The sequence below is a fragment of the Amycolatopsis sp. PSD-21 genome (assembly GCF_055561455.1).
Window position 1 is genome coordinate 4,827,691 of sequence record NZ_CM145712.1, and the last position, 15,330, is coordinate 4,843,020.

A 15,330-nucleotide genomic window follows, 5' to 3' on the forward strand; every position below is an offset into this window, starting at 1 on the left:
CACTAGGCGGGGCCGGTGACTTCCCAGGCCGCTTCGATCATCCGGAAGATCTCGTTCACCGCTGCCTCCGGATCGGCGGCCTCCCGGCCGAGCGAATAGGCGTCGAGCACGAATCTCGCGATCGTCCGGCAGGCGGTCGCGGACCGCGCCGACTTCGGGTCCGCCGCGATGGCCGCCGCCAGCGTCTCCGCGTGACGTAGCCGCATCGAGTCCTCGTACTCCCGCAGCGCGGGCGACTCGTCGATCATGCGCCAGATCGGGGCGGCGCTGTCCGCCGTGCAGTGGCGCACCATCGCGTGGACCTCGTGACGCAGCGCGGGAATCAGCGGCTCATGCGGCGCCCTTCCGGTGACCGCCCGCGCGAGGCCCTGCTCGAAGTTCGCGTCCTGCTCGAACACCAAGGCCTCTTTCGAGGCGAAGTGGGAGAAGAGCGTCGTGACGGCGACGTCGGCTTCCGCGGCCACCTCGCGGATGCCCACCGCGTCGTAGCCGCGTTCCAGGAAAAGCCGCAGTGCGGTCTCGGCGATCTTCTGACGAGTGGCGGCCTTCTTCCGCTCACGACGTCCGGTCGGCACGGTCATACGGAGACGCTATCAGGTCCAAAACCACAACGGTTTCAAAACCCTAACCGTTAGTGCTACGGTCGGCGACATGAAGAAAGTGATCTTCACCGAGTTCGGTGGTCCGGAAGTCCTGCAGCTCGTCGACGCCGAAGATCCGCACGCCGGCCCGGGCCAGGTGCGCATCGCGGTGCGGGCCGCCGGGGTGAACCCCGTCGACTGGAGAATCCGTGAAGGCCAGGTCCTCGGCGCGCATCCGACCGTGTTGCCGTCCGGCGTGGGCCTGGACGCCGCCGGAATCGTGGACGAGGTCGGCGAAGGTGTCGTCGGAGTCGACGTCGGCGACTTCGTGTTCGGCGAGGGCGCGAGCACGTACGCCGAATTCGCCGTACTGACGGCCTGGGCCGTGATGCCCGACGGACTGACCTTCGAGGAGGCTGCCGGATACCCCTCGGTGGTCGAGACCGCGCTGCGGCTGATCCGCGAAGTCGGAGCGCGGCCGGGCGAGAAGCTGCTGGTCAGCGGCGCGTCCGGCGGGGTCGGGTCGGCGGTGCTGCAGATCGCTCGCGAACGCGGCATCGAGGTGATCGGCACGGCGGGTGCCGCGAACCAGGACTACCTGCGCGGCCTGGGCGCGCTAGCCACGACCTACGGCGAGGGCTGGGTCGAGCGGGTGCGGCGGTTCGGCCGGGTCGACGCCGCTCTCGATCTGGCCGGGTCCGGGGTGATCGCCGAGCTGGTCGAGCTCACCGGGGATCCGGGGAAGGTCGTCTCCATCGCCGATCTCGGCGCGCCCGAGTTCGGCGTCCGTTTCTCCGGCGTCGCCGGGAGCGTGCCGGACGCGCTGGCCGAGGCCGTCGACCTCATCGCGCGGGGAAAGCTGCACATCCCGGTCGAGAAGGCCTATCCGCTCGCCGACGCCGCGGCCGCACATGCCGACAGCCGCGCCGGGCACACGCGCGGCCGCCGGGTCATCGTCGTCTGAGCCGGATCAGGATCCGGCCGGGGGAAGGATCACGACGCCGTCATCGTCGGCGTAAAGCGTGTCTCCAGGAGTGAACGTCACTCCCCCGAAACCGACCGGGACGTCGACAGCGCCGACGCCCGCCTTGGAACTCTTGCGCGGGTTGGTGCCGAGCGCCTTAACTCCGAGCGGGAGCCCGGCGAGCTCGGCGCTGTCGCGCACCGCGCCGTTGACCACGATGCCCGCCCAGCCGTTGTCGACGGCGGACTTCGCGATCATGTCGCCGGTGAGCGCGCTGTGCAGCGAGCCGCCACCGTCGACCACCAGGACGGCGCCGTCACCGGGGGTGGCCAGGAGCTTCTTGACCAGGCCGTTGTCCTCGTGACAGGAGACGGTGCGGATCGGACCCGAGAACTTCCGGTGCCCGCCGAACTGGCGGAACTGGGTGTCGCAGACACGAAGCCGGTCGCCGTGTTCGTCCACGAGGTCGGCGGTGGTGAAGGAATCGATCACGGCGCCTGAGTGTAGGTCCTTCCGGCGGCCCGGTGCTGTGCCTGAAGGATCAGGTTCGCCACATTCGCGGCATCGGCGATGGCCCTCAGTTCCAGGACCGGAGCTGACGGCGGCCCCGCACACCGCCGAAAGTGATCGTGCCGCCGCCTGCTTTCCCGGCTTTGACCTTCGGCGGAAGCTGGACGTAACGCAGCCAGGCCCAGCGGAATTCGGTGCCGTTGGGCCGGCTCGCGGCGAAGATGATCCGCTGAGTGGTGACCAGGTAGGACAGAGCGCGGTCTCGTGCTCGACGATCGTTCACGCGCTGGACGAGAAAACACCGAACGCGAGCAACATGCCGGCGTAGAAGGGCAACGCCGAGCCCGGATGCCCGAAGACGATCAGGACCGCGGCCATCCCGATGGCGATGATCATCACCGTGTACTCGGGAAACCCCTTTCGCGGGTGCTGCGCCCGCCCGGCCCACAGCATCGAACCCCGCCCCGGGGTCACCGGGAGTACGTCCGGACCTGCCGTCACGTTGCCTCGGGCGGGAACACCGAGTCCAGCACGTGCGTGAGGATCGCGGCGGGGTCGGCGGCCGGTGCGACCGCCTGACGCAGGGCGAGCCCGATACCCAGAGCGCCAAGCATCACGACGGCCTCGTGGAGCGGCAAGGCGGGTTCGAGGCGGAGCCGCCGCGCATGTTCGGCGAGCAGGGAGACCACCTCGTCGTCATGACGCCGCTGAACGGCGGCGACGAGGGCGGCGGTTTCGGGCTGCTGCGCCGTCGCGGCGAGTACCTCCGCGGCCGCCGCGCTCCATTTGGCGGCGTCCCTGTCCACCACGTCGACAGGAGCCAGGGCCGCGATCACGTCGTCCCGGCCGGTGGCGAGGGCGAGGTTTTTCCTTAGCACCTTCAGGTGGCCTTCCGCGGTGGCCTCGATGATCGCCAGCCACAGCCCTTCCTTGCCACCGAAGTGTTTGTAGACGGCGCCGCGGGTGTACCCGGCGTCGGCCGCGATCTCCTCGACCGTCGCCGCCAGGAAGCCGCGCCGCAAGAACACCTGGCGTCCGGCCTCCAGCAGGTGTTCGTGGGTGCGCCGTTGCTGTTCGGCTCGTGTCAGCCTGGTCATCGCCCGCCCATTCAGTAACAGACTGTTTCTGGATACACGACGTTACTGTATCGTCGGACGCATGGAGTTCCTGGCACCCGTGGCCGCGTTCCTCAGCCTTCCCCTCTTCCTGGCCGGGTTCGCGTGGTACGCGGCGCGTGCCCGCCGGGCAGGCGTCAGCCAATCGCTGCTGGCGCCGATCGAGGAGATCTGGGATCCGATCTCGCACAAGACCAACATCGAGATCCAGGTCGAGGCCGAACGGAGCCCGGAGACGCCGTCGCCGGGTGATCCGCCCGAGCTGAAGTGGCGGCTGTAGCGTCAGTAGCCCACGGTGAAATGCCGGTCCCGGCCGGGATTCTCGAGTTCGTCCACGATGGCGACGGCGAGATCCTCCGCCGAAATCCCGGAAGACCCGTCCTCGGCGGTGAGGATGGTCGTCGTTCCCCGCCGGTAGGTCCCGGTCCGGACACCGGGTTCGAGCATCGCGGGCGGGCTGAGGTACACCCAGTCGCCCACGTGGGCCTCGCATGCCCGAAGTTGGCTCATGCTGGCCGAGGCGATGGCCCGCCACTCCGTCGGCACGAACGCCGGGTCGTCGATCACCAGCCCGCCGGACGGCGACCGCAACGGCCCGGCGCCGCCGACGACCAGGACGCGTTTGCCCGCCGCGGCGTCGAGCAGCGCCGTGACCGTGGCGGCGACCGTGTCTTCGGCACCGGGCGCGGGTCTCGTCGCGCCCACGACGGCGTCGACTTCACCGAACACCGCGCTCATGTGACCGGTATCGGTGACGTCGCCGCGCACGACGTCCACGTCGGGATGCGCGAGATCCGGTGGGGTGCGGCGAAAGACGGCGGTGACTTGATGTCCGCGGGAAACGGCCTCGGCGACGACTCGGGAACCCGCCATTCCCGACGCTCCGACGACGGCGATCTTCATCGGACGACGCCTTCCTGCTTGCTCTTCGGGGTGATCTGGCCTGCCACGATCGAGGCCAGCGCGAGCGCGAAACCGGCGAGCTGGATCGGGCCGAGCGACTGACCGAGCAGCACGGCGCCGAGCACCGCCGCGACCATCGGCGAGAGCAGGCCGAGGACCGCGACCGAGGTGACCGGCAGGGACGTGATGCCGCGGAACCACAGCACGTAGGCGAGCAGGCCGCCGACCAGGCCGAGCCAGAGGTAGCCGACGGCCGCGTCGAGGTCGATTGCGGGCGGCGCGCCTTCGAACAGGAAGGTCACCGGCACCAGGAACAACCCGCCCGCGGTGAGCTGCCACGACGCGAACGCGGTCGGCCCGACGCCGTCGGGGCGTCCCCATCGTTTGGTGAGCGTGACGCCGAGCGCCATCGTGCCCGCGCCACCGAGTCCGGCGATGACACCGACGAGGTCGAAGCCCGCCGCCGGCCCGATCACCACCAGGCCGACCCCCACGATCCCGACGATCCCCCAGGCGAAGCGCCACGCGGACGGGCTTTGGCGCAGTACGGCCACGGCGAGGATCGCGACGAGCAGCGGCTGGGCGGCACCGAGCGTGGCCGCGACTCCGCCGGGCAGGCGTTCGGCGGCGACGAACAGCAGGGGGAAGAACATCCCGATGTTGAGGACGCCGAGCGCGGCGGCCTTCATCCACCAGGTGCCGCGCGGGAGCGTGCGGGTGATGGCGAGCGCGATCAGTCCGGCGGGCAAGGCCCGCATGAGGCCAGCGAAAAGCGGATGTCCCGGCGGAAGCAGTTCGGTGGTGACCACGTAGGTCGTCCCCCAGACCATGGGGGCGAAGGCGGTCAGCGCGGTTCCGGCGAGACCCGCGGCGAGCGGTGTGGTCGTCAGCGTTTTCACGCTTTCCAGCTTCGGCGCCAACGATCAATGAGTCCAACACATGTTTGTCACTTGATCCATCGTGATTCAAGATGGATCGATGGAGCTTCAGCAGATGCGGTACGTCGTGGCGGTGGCGGAGACGAACAGCTTCACGCGTGCCGCGCAACGGTGCCTGGTCGTGCAGTCGGCGCTGAGTCACCAGATCGCGCGGCTGGAACGGGAGCTCGGCGCGCGACTGTTCGAACGCACAAGCCGCCGGGTGCGGCTCACCGCCGCCGGCGAGGCGTTCCTTCCCGCCGCCCGGCAATGTCTCGAGGCCGCCGAGCGGGCCGGGTCGGAGGTCGCCGCGGCCGTCGGCGAGATCCGCGGGCGGCTCACCGTCGGCGTGATCCCGACCGTCGCGGCGGTCGACGTCCCGGCCGCGCTGCAGACCTTCCGCAGCCGGTATCCGCACGTCCGGATCGGGCTGCGGGTCGGGGCGAGCGGGCAACTGGTGGAGCAGATCAAGGACGGCGCCATCGAGGTCGCGTTCCTCGGACTCCCGGTGACCGACCGGCCGGACGGCGTGGCCACCTGCGAACTGGGCCGCGACGATCTGATCGCCGTCGTGGCTCCGGGGCATCCTCTCGCCGTCGAGTCCGAAGTGGACTTGAAGCGGCTCTCGTCGGAGGTGTTCGTCGACTTCCCGGCGGGCTCCGCGGGACGAGCCCAGACGGATCGGGCCTTCGCCGCGGCGGGAGTGACCCGGGAAGTGGCCTTCGAGGTGACGGCCGCCGACTACATGGCGCGGCTCATCCATCAGGGATTGGGGGTGGCGCTGCTGCCGTCGAAGTTCGTGCCGAACCTGACCGACGTGGTCACCGTGCCGGTGCGAGACGCGCCCGCGCGGATCGAGCACCTCGTCTGGAACCGCTACACGGTCACTCCGGCGGCGAAGGCCTTCTTGGAAGTACTGGGCGTCGAGTACAAGACCTCGTGAGTGGCGATTCGGGTTCTAACCCGGATCGCCACTCACGAGAACCCGAGGCGCTCGGTACCGCCGGCTGGGCTCGGCCGGGGGTCGCGAAAGCCACTTTCGAGACGTCTGACGTCCCGAAAGTGGCTTTCGCGACACCGGCTCCAGCCCCTACAGGCCGGGCCGGGGGGCAACGGCGGCCGGAAGCCAGTAGGTACCTAAGACACCCTCGGCTAGAACCGTCCCGCCCACTCACGAGCCATGGGCAGTTACTTCTGGTCCGCCTTGATGATCTCGAAGAGGCTGGTCCACGAGCTACGTCCGTGCCCGGCGGCGATCGCCTGGTCGTAGTGCGATTTGACCGCCTCCGGCAGGACCACGTCGATCCCGGCGTCCCGGCTCGCCTGGACGATGTGGTCGGCCGTCGCGCCCATCATGGTCACGTTGGCGTCGTCACCGGGGTGCTCGCCCTTCTCGATCTGTTCGGCCGCGGCGTCCAGGTAGAAATCCATCATCTTGAAGTTGTCCTTGGCGTACGGGACGAACTTCTGCGCGGGCACCCCGGCCGAGCGGACCAGCGCGCTCGCGTGCAGGAACACCGAAAGCGAGGTCAGGAAGATGTCCAGCTGCGCCTGGTAGAACAGCTGTGCCAGCCGGACGTCCTCACCGAGGAAGTCCGGTCGCCCGATCAGCGCCAGCGTTTCGCGGTGCTTCTCGAAGACGTCGGCCGGGCCGCTGTAGAAGACGTACGCCTCGTCCTTGCCCACCAGCTCGGCGGGCACCATCACGCCACCGGCGACGAACTGCCCGCCCCTGGCCTTGACCCAGTCCGCGGCTTCGCGGGTCTTCTCCGGGGTGTCCGAGCTGAGGTTGACGATCACCTTGCCCGCCAAGGCATCCTCGGCCTTGCCCAGGATGTCGTACATCGCGGCGTAGTCGGTGAGGCTCAGCAACACCAGCTCCGAGGCCGCCACCGCGTCCGCGGGGGTCGCGGCGCGCACGGCACCCGCGGCGACGACGTCGTCCGCGCGGGCGGCGGTACGGTTCCAGACCGTCACTCCGTGGCCGTTCTCCAGGAGCACCCGGACCATGGACTGTCCCATCGGGCCGAGCCCGATCATTGTGATCATTGTGTTTTCCTTTACTTCTTGAGGAGTTCGATGACGCCGATGAGGTCTTCGGCGCCGTGTCCGCCGGCGACCCGCTTGTCCATCAGCGACTGGAGCGGGGTGAGCAGTTCGGCGCTGATGCCCTGGTCCTCCGCCGCCTGCGCCAGGTTCGGGTAGGCGGCCGCCTGCATCCCGATGTTCGACACGACGTCGGTCACGTAGTCGCCGTCGTCGATCTGTTCGGCGGAGCGCTCCAGGAAGCCGCTCATCGCGTCGATCCAGGCGCGGAGCAGCGGCGCGAATTCCCGCGCCTTGACCCCCGCCGAGCCGACGAGCGCGTACGCCTGGATGACGCCGATGAAGTACCCGTACATCCCGCTGAGCAGCGCGATGTCGTGCAGTGGCGCCAGCCCGGGGTCGGCACCGAGATAGTTGGCGCCGCCGAAGGTGTCGAGCGCGGTGCGGGCGTGGCCGAAGGCGGTGCCCGAGCCGCTGTAGAAGATGAAAGCCGCGGGAGTGCCGATCATCGGCGGGACCGCCATGATCCCGCCGTCCAGGTACTCCGCGCCGAGTTCCTCGGCCCAGGCGCTCATTTCGCGCGCCTGGCCGGGGGTGCCGTTGGTCAGGTTGATCAGCTGCCGGCCCTTGAGCTCGGAAGCCACGGGGTCGAGGACCTCGTGGACCGAGTCGTAGTCGAGCAGGCAGGCGATCACGATCCGGTTCGCCGCGAGAGCCTCCGAGAGGGTCGAAGCGACCGAAGCTCCCTTCGCCGCCACCGCCTCGGCGCGGCTCGGGGTCCGGTTCCACGCGGTGACCGGATGGCCGGCCGCCAGTAGTGCCTCTACGAGCGCGGTTCCCATCGCGCCCAGCCCCAGTACCGTCACCGGGGTCTTGCCGTGTTCGCTCATGGGACCACCGTGACGCGGGCCGCGCACGGATCGCTGCGGGTCCGCGCACGGCCTCGCGCACGATCCTGTCGGTGGTCCGCGCTAACGTCGGTTTCGTGCGATTCGGAGTGCTGGGACCACTCGCCGTGTGGACGACCGCGGGCGAGCCCGTCGTCGTGCCCGAGGCGAAGGTCCGCCTCCTGCTCGCCGGGCTGCTGAGCCGCGACGGCAGGGCGGCGTCGGTGTCGTCGTTGACCGACGATCTGTGGGGCGAGCATCCGCCGGGCAATCCGGGCAACACCCTGCAGACGAAGGTCTCCCAGTTGCGCCGCGCGCTGGATCGCGCCGAGCCCGGCGCGCGGGATCTCGTGACGCACCAACCCGCCGGATACGTCCTCGCCGTCGAGCCGGGCGACCTGGACGTCCATCGGTTCCGCGCGCTCACCGCCCGTGCCCGCGACACCGTCGACCCACGCGCCCGTGCCGCTCTGCTGGCGGACGCGCTGGCCTTGTGGCGAGGGCCCGCGTACGCCGGATTCGAGGACGAGCCGTTCGCCGTCGCCGCCGCGCAGCGGCTGGAGGAGGAACGGCTGCTCGCCGAAGAGGAGCGAGCCGAGGCCCGGCTGGCGCTCGGCGAGCACGGCGTCCTCACCGGGGAGCTGGCCGGGCTGGTCTCGCGACATCCGCTGCGGGAGCGGCTCCGGGGGCTGCTGATGCGCGCGTTGTACGCGGCCGGGCGGCACAGCGAAGCCCTCGAAACCTACGCCGAGCTGCGCGCCCGCCTGCGTGACGAATCCGGTCTCGAACCGGGTCCGGAGCTCGCGGCGGTGCACCAGGCGGTCCTCACCCACAGTCCGGACCTCGAGCCGGTCCGCGCCGCCGCGCCGGTGCGCGGGAACCTGCCCGAGGCGGTGACCGAGCTGATCGGCCGGACGACGGCGGTCAAGGAGGTCGGAGCGCTCGTCACCGACGCGCGGCTGGTCACCCTGACCGGGCCTGGCGGTGTGGGCAAGACCAGGCTCGCCATCGAGGCCGCGTCGAAGATCGCGATGGGTGACGGCACCTGGCTCGTCGAGCTATCGGGGCTGGACAACGTCGAGTGCGCGACGTGCCCGCCCGAGGATCACGTCGCCGTCGTCCTGGCGGCCGTGCTGGATCTCCGGGAGGACGCGACGTCGGCCGGATCACTGACCCAGTCGCTGGCCGATGCCTTGCGGGACAAGGAGATCCTGCTCGTCCTGGACAACTGCGAGCAGGTCGTCGAACCGGTCGCCATGCTGGTGGAAAAGCTGCTCGCGACGGCGCCACGGCTGCGTGTGCTCGCCACCAGCCAGGAGCCGCTCGGGTTGCCGGGAGAGAACGTCTGGGCGGTACCACCGCTGGAGCTGCCCGACCTGCCGGATTTCGCCGCCGTGCGGGAGTCGAGTGCCGTCCGGCTGTTCGCCGCCCGTGCCGCGGCGGCCGCGCCGGGGTTCGCGCTCGACGCGGAGAACGCGGCGGTGGTCGCGCGGATCTGCCGCACGCTCGACGGCATCCCGCTGGCACTCGAACTCGCCGCCACCCGGGTCCGGACGCTGGGCGTGCACGAACTCCTCGCCCGCCTCGACGACCGGTTCGCCCTGCTGTCTTCGGGCAGGCGAGGCGGGCCGCGCCGCCAGCAGACGCTCCGGGCGATGATCGACTGGAGCTGGAGCCTGCTGAGCGAGCCCGAACAGATCGTGCTGCGCAGGCTCGCCGTCCACGCCGAGGGCTGCGGTCTCGACGCGGCCGAGTCGGTCTGCGCGGGTGGCGAGATCGCCGCCGGTGACGTGCTGGACCTCGTGTCCCGGCTCGTCGACAGGTCGCTGGTGGTCAGCAGGCCAGGCCGGTCGGGCGAACCGCGGTTCCGTTTGCTGGAGTCCGTGTCCGCGTACGCGTTGGGCCACGCCGAGCAGGCAGGCGAACTCGACGACCTGTACTTGCGGCACGCTCGTTTCCACGTCGAGCTGGCCGAACGCGGGGACACGGGTCTGCGCGGGAAAGAGCAGCGGCGCTGGCTCGACAGACTGGACGCCGAAGGGGCCAACACCCGTCGCGCGCTGGAAACGCTGCTACGGCAAGGAGAGCATCGGCTCGCGTTACGGCTGGTGAACGCGACGTCGTGGTTCTGGTACCTCCGCGGACGGCTCACCGAGGCCCGGCGCTCGCTGGACCTCGTGCTCGGCACCGATTCCGGCACCGGAGACGAGTATGCGCAGGCGCTCGCCTTGCGTACCGGGATCGCCGTGCTCGACGGCACCGGAGATGCGGTGGACGAGACAGTGTGGGGTATCGCCGATCCTCTCGTGCGGGCGCGGGCGTTGTGGTTCCTCGGCTATGCGTGGTCCACGGTCGGCGACCTGTGCCGGGCGGAGAAGTTCACGCTGGGCGCACTGGAAACCGCTCGCGACATCGGTGACGACTGGAGCGCCGCCGCCGCGCTGAGCGACCGGGCGGCCCACCTGATCGCCGGCGGCGACCTCACCGGAGGCGGCCGGATCGCCGCACAGAGCGCCGCCATCTTCGACGGGCTCGGCGAACGCTGGGGCTGGTTGCAGGCCTCCTTCGTCATCGGCATGCTGGCCTCGATCGCCGGGGACTACGACCATGCCGCCCGCGTCCATCGGGAAAGTCTTCGCCGTGCGGAGGAATTGGAGCTGTGGCCGGAGGTCTCCTACAAACTGTCGTGGCTGGGCCGGACGGCGCTGCTCACTGGCGACTTCGAAAAAGCGACGGAGTTCCACGAGCGAGCCAGGACGCTGGCCGTCGAGTACAGCTTCAAACCCGGTGAGGTCTACGCCGAGACAGGGCTCGCGCTCGGTGCACGGCGCCAGGGGCGGTTCGACGAGGCCGAGCGGCGGCTGCTGTCCATATTGGACTGGCATCGCCGGGTGGAGTCCGAAGCGGGCAGCACCCTGATCCTCGCCGAGCTCGGGTTCATCGCCGAGCAACGCGGAGACGCGGCGGCGGCGAAACGGCTCCACCTGGACGGTCTCGCGATCGCTCGTCACAGCGAGGATCCCCGCGCGATCGCCCTCGGTCTCGAGGGCCTGGCCGGCGCCGAAGCGGCGGCCGGCGCGTATCGCCTGGCCGCACGACTGCTCGGTGCCGCGGCCGCCGCGCGGCGATCGGTGGGCGCTCCCCTGCCGAAAGCCGAACGCGTCGACGTCGACCGGATTACCGGCGTGATCGTCACGGCACTCGGAGAAACCGCATTCTCGGCGGAGAGCGAGGAGGGTGAGACGACGCCGATCGACCAATTGGTGACGGACAGTCAGTGACCACGCACCCGGGTCACCACAATGGACCATGCCTTACTTCACGTCAGCAACAAACAGTGATTCCTTCCTGTCGTCAGAGCGCCGTGACCGGTAGCGTGCGTATCCATGCGGGTGAGGTGGGGGGCTCCCGGCGGGCCCAGGGTGACAATGCCGTGGCGAGCGGCTCCGAAAGCGGCGCTGACCAGTCCCCTGACTTTGATCATCGCCGCGGTGACGGCCTTGCTGGCCTGTTTCCTCGGCACCGCCGCCGTCCTGCAGGCCTCGGCCTCGGGTGGCGCGGCCGTCACGTACCAGTCCGGCATCGTGTGCCCGGACTACTACGGGCCGGTCTTCAGCAAGGACAACGTGCCCGCCGCGGTGGCACCGCAGGTCGTCGAGTCGGTCCGCCGGAACGCCCCGGCGCACGGCTTCCCCGCCCCGGTCACCTCCCGCTACACGCCGTATCTCTTCGGCACCGAGTTCAACGGCGACCCCAACTACAAGGTCGTCCTCGCCCATCGTGACCAGGCGGCGCAGGGCAACCTCGACGTGACGAGCGGGTCCGCGGGCGCCGGTTTCCTGCTGGGCACCGTCGTCGCCGGGGCGGAGAACATCAAGGTCGGGGCCACGCCGAGCATCCAGGGCACCCCGATACCTCCGGTGACCGGGCTGTACCGCGACCTTCCCGACCCAGCACCGCGCTGGTGGTGCTCGCAGCAGCGGAACGCCGTCGTCAGCAGGCTCGCCAACGACCCGCTCGACTCGGTCATGTTCGCCAACGACGGGAAGACCTTCGACGACACCGTCCGCGCGCTGGGCATCCCGATGATCAAGACGCTCCACATGTCGTTCTACGAGGCTCCGCCCAAGACGGTGAGCGAGGCCGAGGACCTGGAGGAACGGGGGAAGGCCCTCATCGCCGCGGTCAAGGCGGATCTGGGGTCCCGCGGCCTCGGTGACGCGATCGTCGGGTCGCTGCCGTTCGAGCGCTCGGTCCAGATCAGCAACCAGGCGGAATCGAACGTCCTGATCTCGATCCTGCCGCTCGCGGCTATCAGCATCCTCGTCGGCTGCGCGGGGATCGGCACGGTCGCGTTGCAGTGGTACCAGCGGCGGCACCCGCAGCTGAGGTTGCTGTCCGCGCGGGGTAGCGGCCCCGGGGCGCTGGGACTGCTGGCGGTCGCCGAACTCGGGCTCCCGATCGTCGCCGGTGGCGCGGCGGGCGCGGTGCTCGCCCGGCTGTTGCTCGGGCTTTACGGGCCACCGGGTGAACTGGACGACGGCGCGACGTTCTGGGGATCGCTCGTCGCGGCCGCGATCCTGCTCGTCTCGCTGGTGCTGCTCGCCGGGGTGATCTCCGTCCGGACCCATCGGGAGTTCGAACTCGGCCGGGTCCGCTCCGGACGGCGCAAGAAGGTGAAGTTCCTGGCCTTCTTCCCGTGGGAACTGCTCACCGCCGGTGTCGCCCTGCTCGGCTGGAACCGGCTCGTCGACTACAGCAAAGGGTCGCGGATCGGCAATCCGCTCCCCCAGGTCGACCCGCTCGCGCTCACGTATCCGGTGTTCGTCGTGCTGACGGTCGGGCTCGTCGCCGCGCGACTGGCCTGGCTCGCCTTGCACGCGTCGCATCGCGCGCGGCTTTGGTCTCGGCCGGCACTGCAGCTGGCCATCCGGCGGCTGGCCAGTGCCCGCGCACCGGTCACCGGTGTGCTTGTGATCGGCACGCTCGCCATCGGAACCCTGGCCACCGGGATCGGCATCGCGCGCGGTCAGGAAGAGGCACTGCAGACGAAGTCGGCCATCTTCGTGGGGGCCGAGACCAGGGTCGACACCGAAAGCGTCGTCGGCACCGGGAAGGTCGCGCTGCCCGCCTCGCTGGACGGCAGCACCACGATCGTCGGCGAGCTGACCGGCACCGGCAACGTCGTACTGGTCGTGGACCCACGGACCTTCCGGCAGGCCGCCACGCTCGGTCCGCTCGACGGCGCCGAGGTCGACCGGTTGATGACCGGCCTGTCGGGCCAGGGCACCGGGGTCCCGGCGATCCGGATCGGGCACGACACCGCCCAGAAGACCAAGCTGCCCGCCGGTCTCGCCGACGCCGAGGCGATCGGCGAGCTGCCGATGTTCCCGATCATCGGCACCAAGGCCGGGTACGTGATCTCGCGGGAATCGCTCACCGAGGCGCAGTTGCGCACCGTGCCCAAGTGGAGCGTGCTCTCCAGCTCGTCGATGACGCAGGTGACCGAGGCGCTGGCTTCCGTGGGGGTGATGACGGCGGTCAACCGCGTCACCCGTGAGTCCGCGCTCGATGCGCTCCCGTTCTACGTGGTGTCGTGGACGTTCTCGTTCATGGCCCTGCTCGGTGCCGTACTCGGCGTGGTGGCCGTGCTGTCGCTGCTGGTCGCGGTGGAAGTCCGGCGACGGCAGAACGCGCTCGCCGGGGCGCTGGTGCTGCGGATGGGGATGCGGCCACGTGCCCTGCTGGCGAGTCATCTGATGGAACTGGGCACCCTCAGCGGGCTGGCCGTGGTCATCGGCGTCGTATGCGGTGTCTCGGTCGCGGGGCTTTCGGTGCCGCGGTTCGATCCGGCGACGTTCCTCCCGCCGCAGTCGGCACTGCCCGACCCGACCCCGCTCGCCCTGACCGTGCTCGCCGTCGGTGTGCTCGTCGTGGCGCTGGCGGGCTGGATCGCGATGCGCTCGGTGCGCACCGCCCGGACCGCGGAGTTGATCCGTGCCTGAGAAACCGATCTTCCGGCTGCGCGGGATCGGCGTCGACTACCAGACGCCGGCGGGCACGGTCACAGGCGTCGAAGACGTCACCTTCGACATCCCGGCGCGCGGGATCACCGTGCTGGCGGGGCCGTCCGGCTCCGGCAAATCCACCCTGCTGCGGACACTCGGCCTCTTCGAACAGCCCGTGCGGGGCACGATCTCGTTCCAGGGCAGCGAAACCGGCAAGCTGCGGCACCGCGACCGGCGGGCGCTGCGGCGGACCCACCTCGGTCTGGTGTTCCAGAACCCGACCGACAACCTGCTCGCGTATCTGAGCGTCGCGGACAATCTCCGCGCGGCGGCGGAATCGGCCGGGACCGAATGCCTGCCCGACGACATCCTCGAACAGCTGGGGCTCGGCGGGACCGGCAGCTGGCGGATCTCAGCGCTGTCGGGCGGGCAGCAGCAACGGCTCGCGTTCGGCTGCACGCTCGCCCGCCGCTCGACCGTCGTCCTCGCCGACGAGCCGACGTCCCAATTGGACGAAGGCTCCGCCGACCGGGTGCTCGACACCCTGAAGTACCTGGCGGATCAGGATTTCGCCGTCATCGTCGCCTCGCACGACGACCGGCTCATCGAACTCGGCAGCCGCGTCGCGCGGATGCACAAGGGCAGACTGGAAGAAGTCGAAGAACGGGAGGTCGTGCCGTGATGGCGGAACCCGCCCTCGAGGCCGTCGGGTTGCGCCGCCGGTTCCCCCATCCCAGCGGGGACGTCGAAGTCCTGCGCGGGCTCGAACTGCGCGTGGCCGCGGGCGAACTGGTCACCGTGTCCGGCCGGTCGGGTTCCGGCAAGAGCGCGCTGCTGGCGCTGCTGTGCGGTTTCGACTCGCCCGATTCCGGCAGTGTCCTGCTGGACGGCGTCCCGATAGCGGGCGCGCCGCCGTGGCACACCTGCGCCGTCCTGCCGCAGGCGCTCGGCCTCGCGAACGAACTGACCATCGCGGAGAACGTGGCGCTGCCGCTGCGGCTCCGGTCCGACGTCCCCAAGCCCAGCGCGAAGGACATCCACACGCGGGTTGCGGATCTGCTGGAGGAACTCGGGATCGGCGATCTCGGGGACCGCTACCCGCTCGAGGTCTCGTTCGGGCAGCAGCAACGGGTCGCGCTCGCCAGGGCGGTCAGCGGGCGGCCCCGGGTCCTGCTCACCGACGAGCCGACGGCGCACCTGGACGCCGGGAGCACGCCGCGGGTGCTTCGGCTGTTGCGGCGCTGCGCCGAAGAGGGCGCGGCGGTCATCGTCGCGACACACGACGACGAGGTGCACCGGATCGCGGACCGGCGGGTACGACTGCTGGACGGCGTCCTTTCCTGACTCGTGAGTGGTAAGGAGGGTTCTAACCGTCCTTACCACTCACGAGACGCGCCAA

Annotated in this window: 16 protein-coding genes; 7 read left to right on the top strand and 9 right to left on the bottom strand. The window is 70.1% G+C overall.

Annotated elements, in window-relative coordinates; all coding sequences use genetic code 11:
• Nucleotides 1-2: 2 nt before the first annotated feature.
• A complete protein-coding gene (locus tag ACZ1DY_RS22850; RefSeq protein ID WP_465480770.1) occupies nt 3-581 on the bottom strand; it encodes a TetR/AcrR family transcriptional regulator in 579 nt (192 codons plus the stop codon).
• Nucleotides 582-651: 70 nt separating this feature from the next.
• On the opposite strand from ACZ1DY_RS22850, the gene ACZ1DY_RS22855 reads away from it, so the two are divergent.
• The gene (locus tag ACZ1DY_RS22855; RefSeq protein ID WP_257486508.1) at nt 652-1,545 is read left to right on the top strand and encodes an NADP-dependent oxidoreductase; all 894 of its coding nucleotides are present in this window, start codon (nt 652-654) and stop codon (nt 1,543-1,545) included.
• Between the two features lie 6 nt (nt 1,546-1,551).
• Here ACZ1DY_RS22855 and rraA read toward each other — a convergent pair whose 3' ends face one another.
• The 4 genes from rraA to ACZ1DY_RS22875 form a co-directional block, all read right to left on the bottom strand.
• Nucleotides 1,552-2,037 carry a ribonuclease E activity regulator RraA gene (rraA, locus tag ACZ1DY_RS22860; RefSeq protein WP_257486507.1) on the bottom strand — a complete coding sequence of 162 codons (486 nt, stop codon included), beginning with the start codon at nt 2,035-2,037 and terminating at the stop codon, nt 1,552-1,554.
• 85 nt (nt 2,038-2,122) lie between these two features.
• Nucleotides 2,123-2,338, bottom strand: coding sequence for a hypothetical protein (locus ACZ1DY_RS22865; protein ID WP_465480771.1), 216 nt, complete (start codon nt 2,336-2,338; stop codon nt 2,123-2,125).
• Entirely contained in the window at nt 2,335-2,556 is a 222-nt protein-coding gene (locus ACZ1DY_RS22870; protein ID WP_465480772.1) for a hypothetical protein, read from the bottom strand. The genes ACZ1DY_RS22865 and ACZ1DY_RS22870 overlap by 4 nt, the downstream gene beginning before the upstream one ends.
• A complete protein-coding gene (locus ACZ1DY_RS22875; RefSeq protein WP_257486504.1) occupies nt 2,553-3,152 on the bottom strand; it encodes a TetR/AcrR family transcriptional regulator in 600 nt (199 codons plus the stop codon). The genes ACZ1DY_RS22870 and ACZ1DY_RS22875 overlap by 4 nt, the downstream gene beginning before the upstream one ends.
• Before the next feature lie 61 nt (nt 3,153-3,213).
• Here ACZ1DY_RS22875 and ACZ1DY_RS22880 point away from each other — a divergent pair, with 61 nt between their 5' ends.
• Nucleotides 3,214-3,450 (top strand): hypothetical protein, encoded by a 237-nt coding sequence (locus ACZ1DY_RS22880; RefSeq protein ID WP_257486503.1) that lies wholly within the window; start codon nt 3,214-3,216, stop codon nt 3,448-3,450.
• A gap of 2 nt (nt 3,451-3,452) precedes the next feature.
• On the opposite strand, the gene ACZ1DY_RS22885 is transcribed toward ACZ1DY_RS22880, so the two are convergent.
• Both ACZ1DY_RS22885 and ACZ1DY_RS22890 read right to left on the bottom strand, forming a co-directional pair.
• Nucleotides 3,453-4,073 (bottom strand): NAD(P)-dependent oxidoreductase, encoded by a 621-nt coding sequence (locus tag ACZ1DY_RS22885; RefSeq protein WP_465480773.1) that lies wholly within the window; start codon nt 4,071-4,073, stop codon nt 3,453-3,455.
• The gene (locus tag ACZ1DY_RS22890) at nt 4,070-4,972 is read right to left on the bottom strand and encodes an EamA family transporter (protein ID WP_465480774.1); all 903 of its coding nucleotides are present in this window, start codon (nt 4,970-4,972) and stop codon (nt 4,070-4,072) included. Before ACZ1DY_RS22890 ends, ACZ1DY_RS22885 begins: the two co-directional genes overlap by 4 nt.
• 79 nt (nt 4,973-5,051) lie before the next feature.
• Between ACZ1DY_RS22890 and ACZ1DY_RS22895 the strand changes: the two genes are divergently transcribed.
• Nucleotides 5,052-5,933: a LysR family transcriptional regulator gene (locus ACZ1DY_RS22895; RefSeq protein WP_465480775.1), complete on the top strand. Its 882-nt coding sequence runs from the start codon at nt 5,052-5,054 to the stop codon at nt 5,931-5,933.
• A gap of 245 nt (nt 5,934-6,178) precedes the next feature.
• Here ACZ1DY_RS22895 and ACZ1DY_RS22900 read toward each other — a convergent pair whose 3' ends face one another.
• Nucleotides 6,179-7,039: an NAD(P)-dependent oxidoreductase gene (locus ACZ1DY_RS22900; RefSeq protein ID WP_257486499.1), complete on the bottom strand. Its 861-nt coding sequence runs from the start codon at nt 7,037-7,039 to the stop codon at nt 6,179-6,181.
• Between the two features lie 11 nt (nt 7,040-7,050).
• A complete protein-coding gene (locus ACZ1DY_RS22905) occupies nt 7,051-7,926 on the bottom strand; it encodes an NAD(P)-dependent oxidoreductase (RefSeq protein ID WP_465480776.1) in 876 nt (291 codons plus the stop codon).
• A gap of 95 nt (nt 7,927-8,021) precedes the next feature.
• Here ACZ1DY_RS22905 and ACZ1DY_RS22910 point away from each other — a divergent pair, with 95 nt between their 5' ends.
• The 4 genes from ACZ1DY_RS22910 to ACZ1DY_RS22925 all read left to right on the top strand — a co-directional run bounded on the left by ACZ1DY_RS22910 (nt 8,022) and on the right by ACZ1DY_RS22925 (nt 15,275).
• Complete coding sequence (locus ACZ1DY_RS22910; RefSeq protein WP_465480777.1) at nt 8,022-11,204, top strand: AfsR/SARP family transcriptional regulator; 3,183 nt, start codon at nt 8,022-8,024, stop codon at nt 11,202-11,204.
• Between the two features lie 147 nt (nt 11,205-11,351).
• Nucleotides 11,352-13,928, top strand: coding sequence for an FtsX-like permease family protein (locus ACZ1DY_RS22915; RefSeq protein WP_257486496.1), 2,577 nt, complete (start codon nt 11,352-11,354; stop codon nt 13,926-13,928).
• Nucleotides 13,921-14,613 carry an ABC transporter ATP-binding protein gene (locus tag ACZ1DY_RS22920; protein WP_126733096.1) on the top strand — a complete coding sequence of 231 codons (693 nt, stop codon included), beginning with the start codon at nt 13,921-13,923 and terminating at the stop codon, nt 14,611-14,613. Before ACZ1DY_RS22915 ends, ACZ1DY_RS22920 begins: the two co-directional genes overlap by 8 nt.
• A complete protein-coding gene (locus tag ACZ1DY_RS22925) occupies nt 14,613-15,275 on the top strand; it encodes an ABC transporter ATP-binding protein (RefSeq protein WP_126733097.1) in 663 nt (220 codons plus the stop codon). Before ACZ1DY_RS22920 ends, ACZ1DY_RS22925 begins: the two co-directional genes overlap by 1 nt.
• Nucleotides 15,276-15,330 lie beyond the last annotated feature (55 nt).

Bases quoted from the DNA above. Each gene is read 5' to 3' on its own strand.
- ACZ1DY_RS22905 (WP_465480776.1), bottom strand. From the start codon at position 7,926: ATGAGCGAACACGGCAAGACCCCGGTGACGGTACTGGGGCTGGGCGCG.
- ACZ1DY_RS22900 (WP_257486499.1), bottom strand. From the start codon at position 7,039: ATGATCACAATGATCGGGCTCGGCCCGATGGGACAGTCCATGGTCCGG.
- ACZ1DY_RS22925 (WP_126733097.1), top strand. From the start codon at position 14,613: ATGGCGGAACCCGCCCTCGAGGCCGTCGGGTTGCGCCGCCGGTTCCCC.
- ACZ1DY_RS22855 (WP_257486508.1), top strand. From the start codon at position 652: ATGAAGAAAGTGATCTTCACCGAGTTCGGTGGTCCGGAAGTCCTGCAG.
- ACZ1DY_RS22850 (WP_465480770.1), bottom strand. From the start codon at position 581: ATGACCGTGCCGACCGGACGTCGTGAGCGGAAGAAGGCCGCCACTCGT.
- ACZ1DY_RS22895 (WP_465480775.1), top strand. From the start codon at position 5,052: ATGGAGCTTCAGCAGATGCGGTACGTCGTGGCGGTGGCGGAGACGAAC.
- ACZ1DY_RS22875 (WP_257486504.1), bottom strand. From the start codon at position 3,152: ATGACCAGGCTGACACGAGCCGAACAGCAACGGCGCACCCACGAACAC.
- ACZ1DY_RS22880 (WP_257486503.1), top strand. From the start codon at position 3,214: ATGGAGTTCCTGGCACCCGTGGCCGCGTTCCTCAGCCTTCCCCTCTTC.
- ACZ1DY_RS22885 (WP_465480773.1), bottom strand. From the start codon at position 4,073: ATGAAGATCGCCGTCGTCGGAGCGTCGGGAATGGCGGGTTCCCGAGTC.
- ACZ1DY_RS22915 (WP_257486496.1), top strand. From the start codon at position 11,352: ATGCCGTGGCGAGCGGCTCCGAAAGCGGCGCTGACCAGTCCCCTGACT.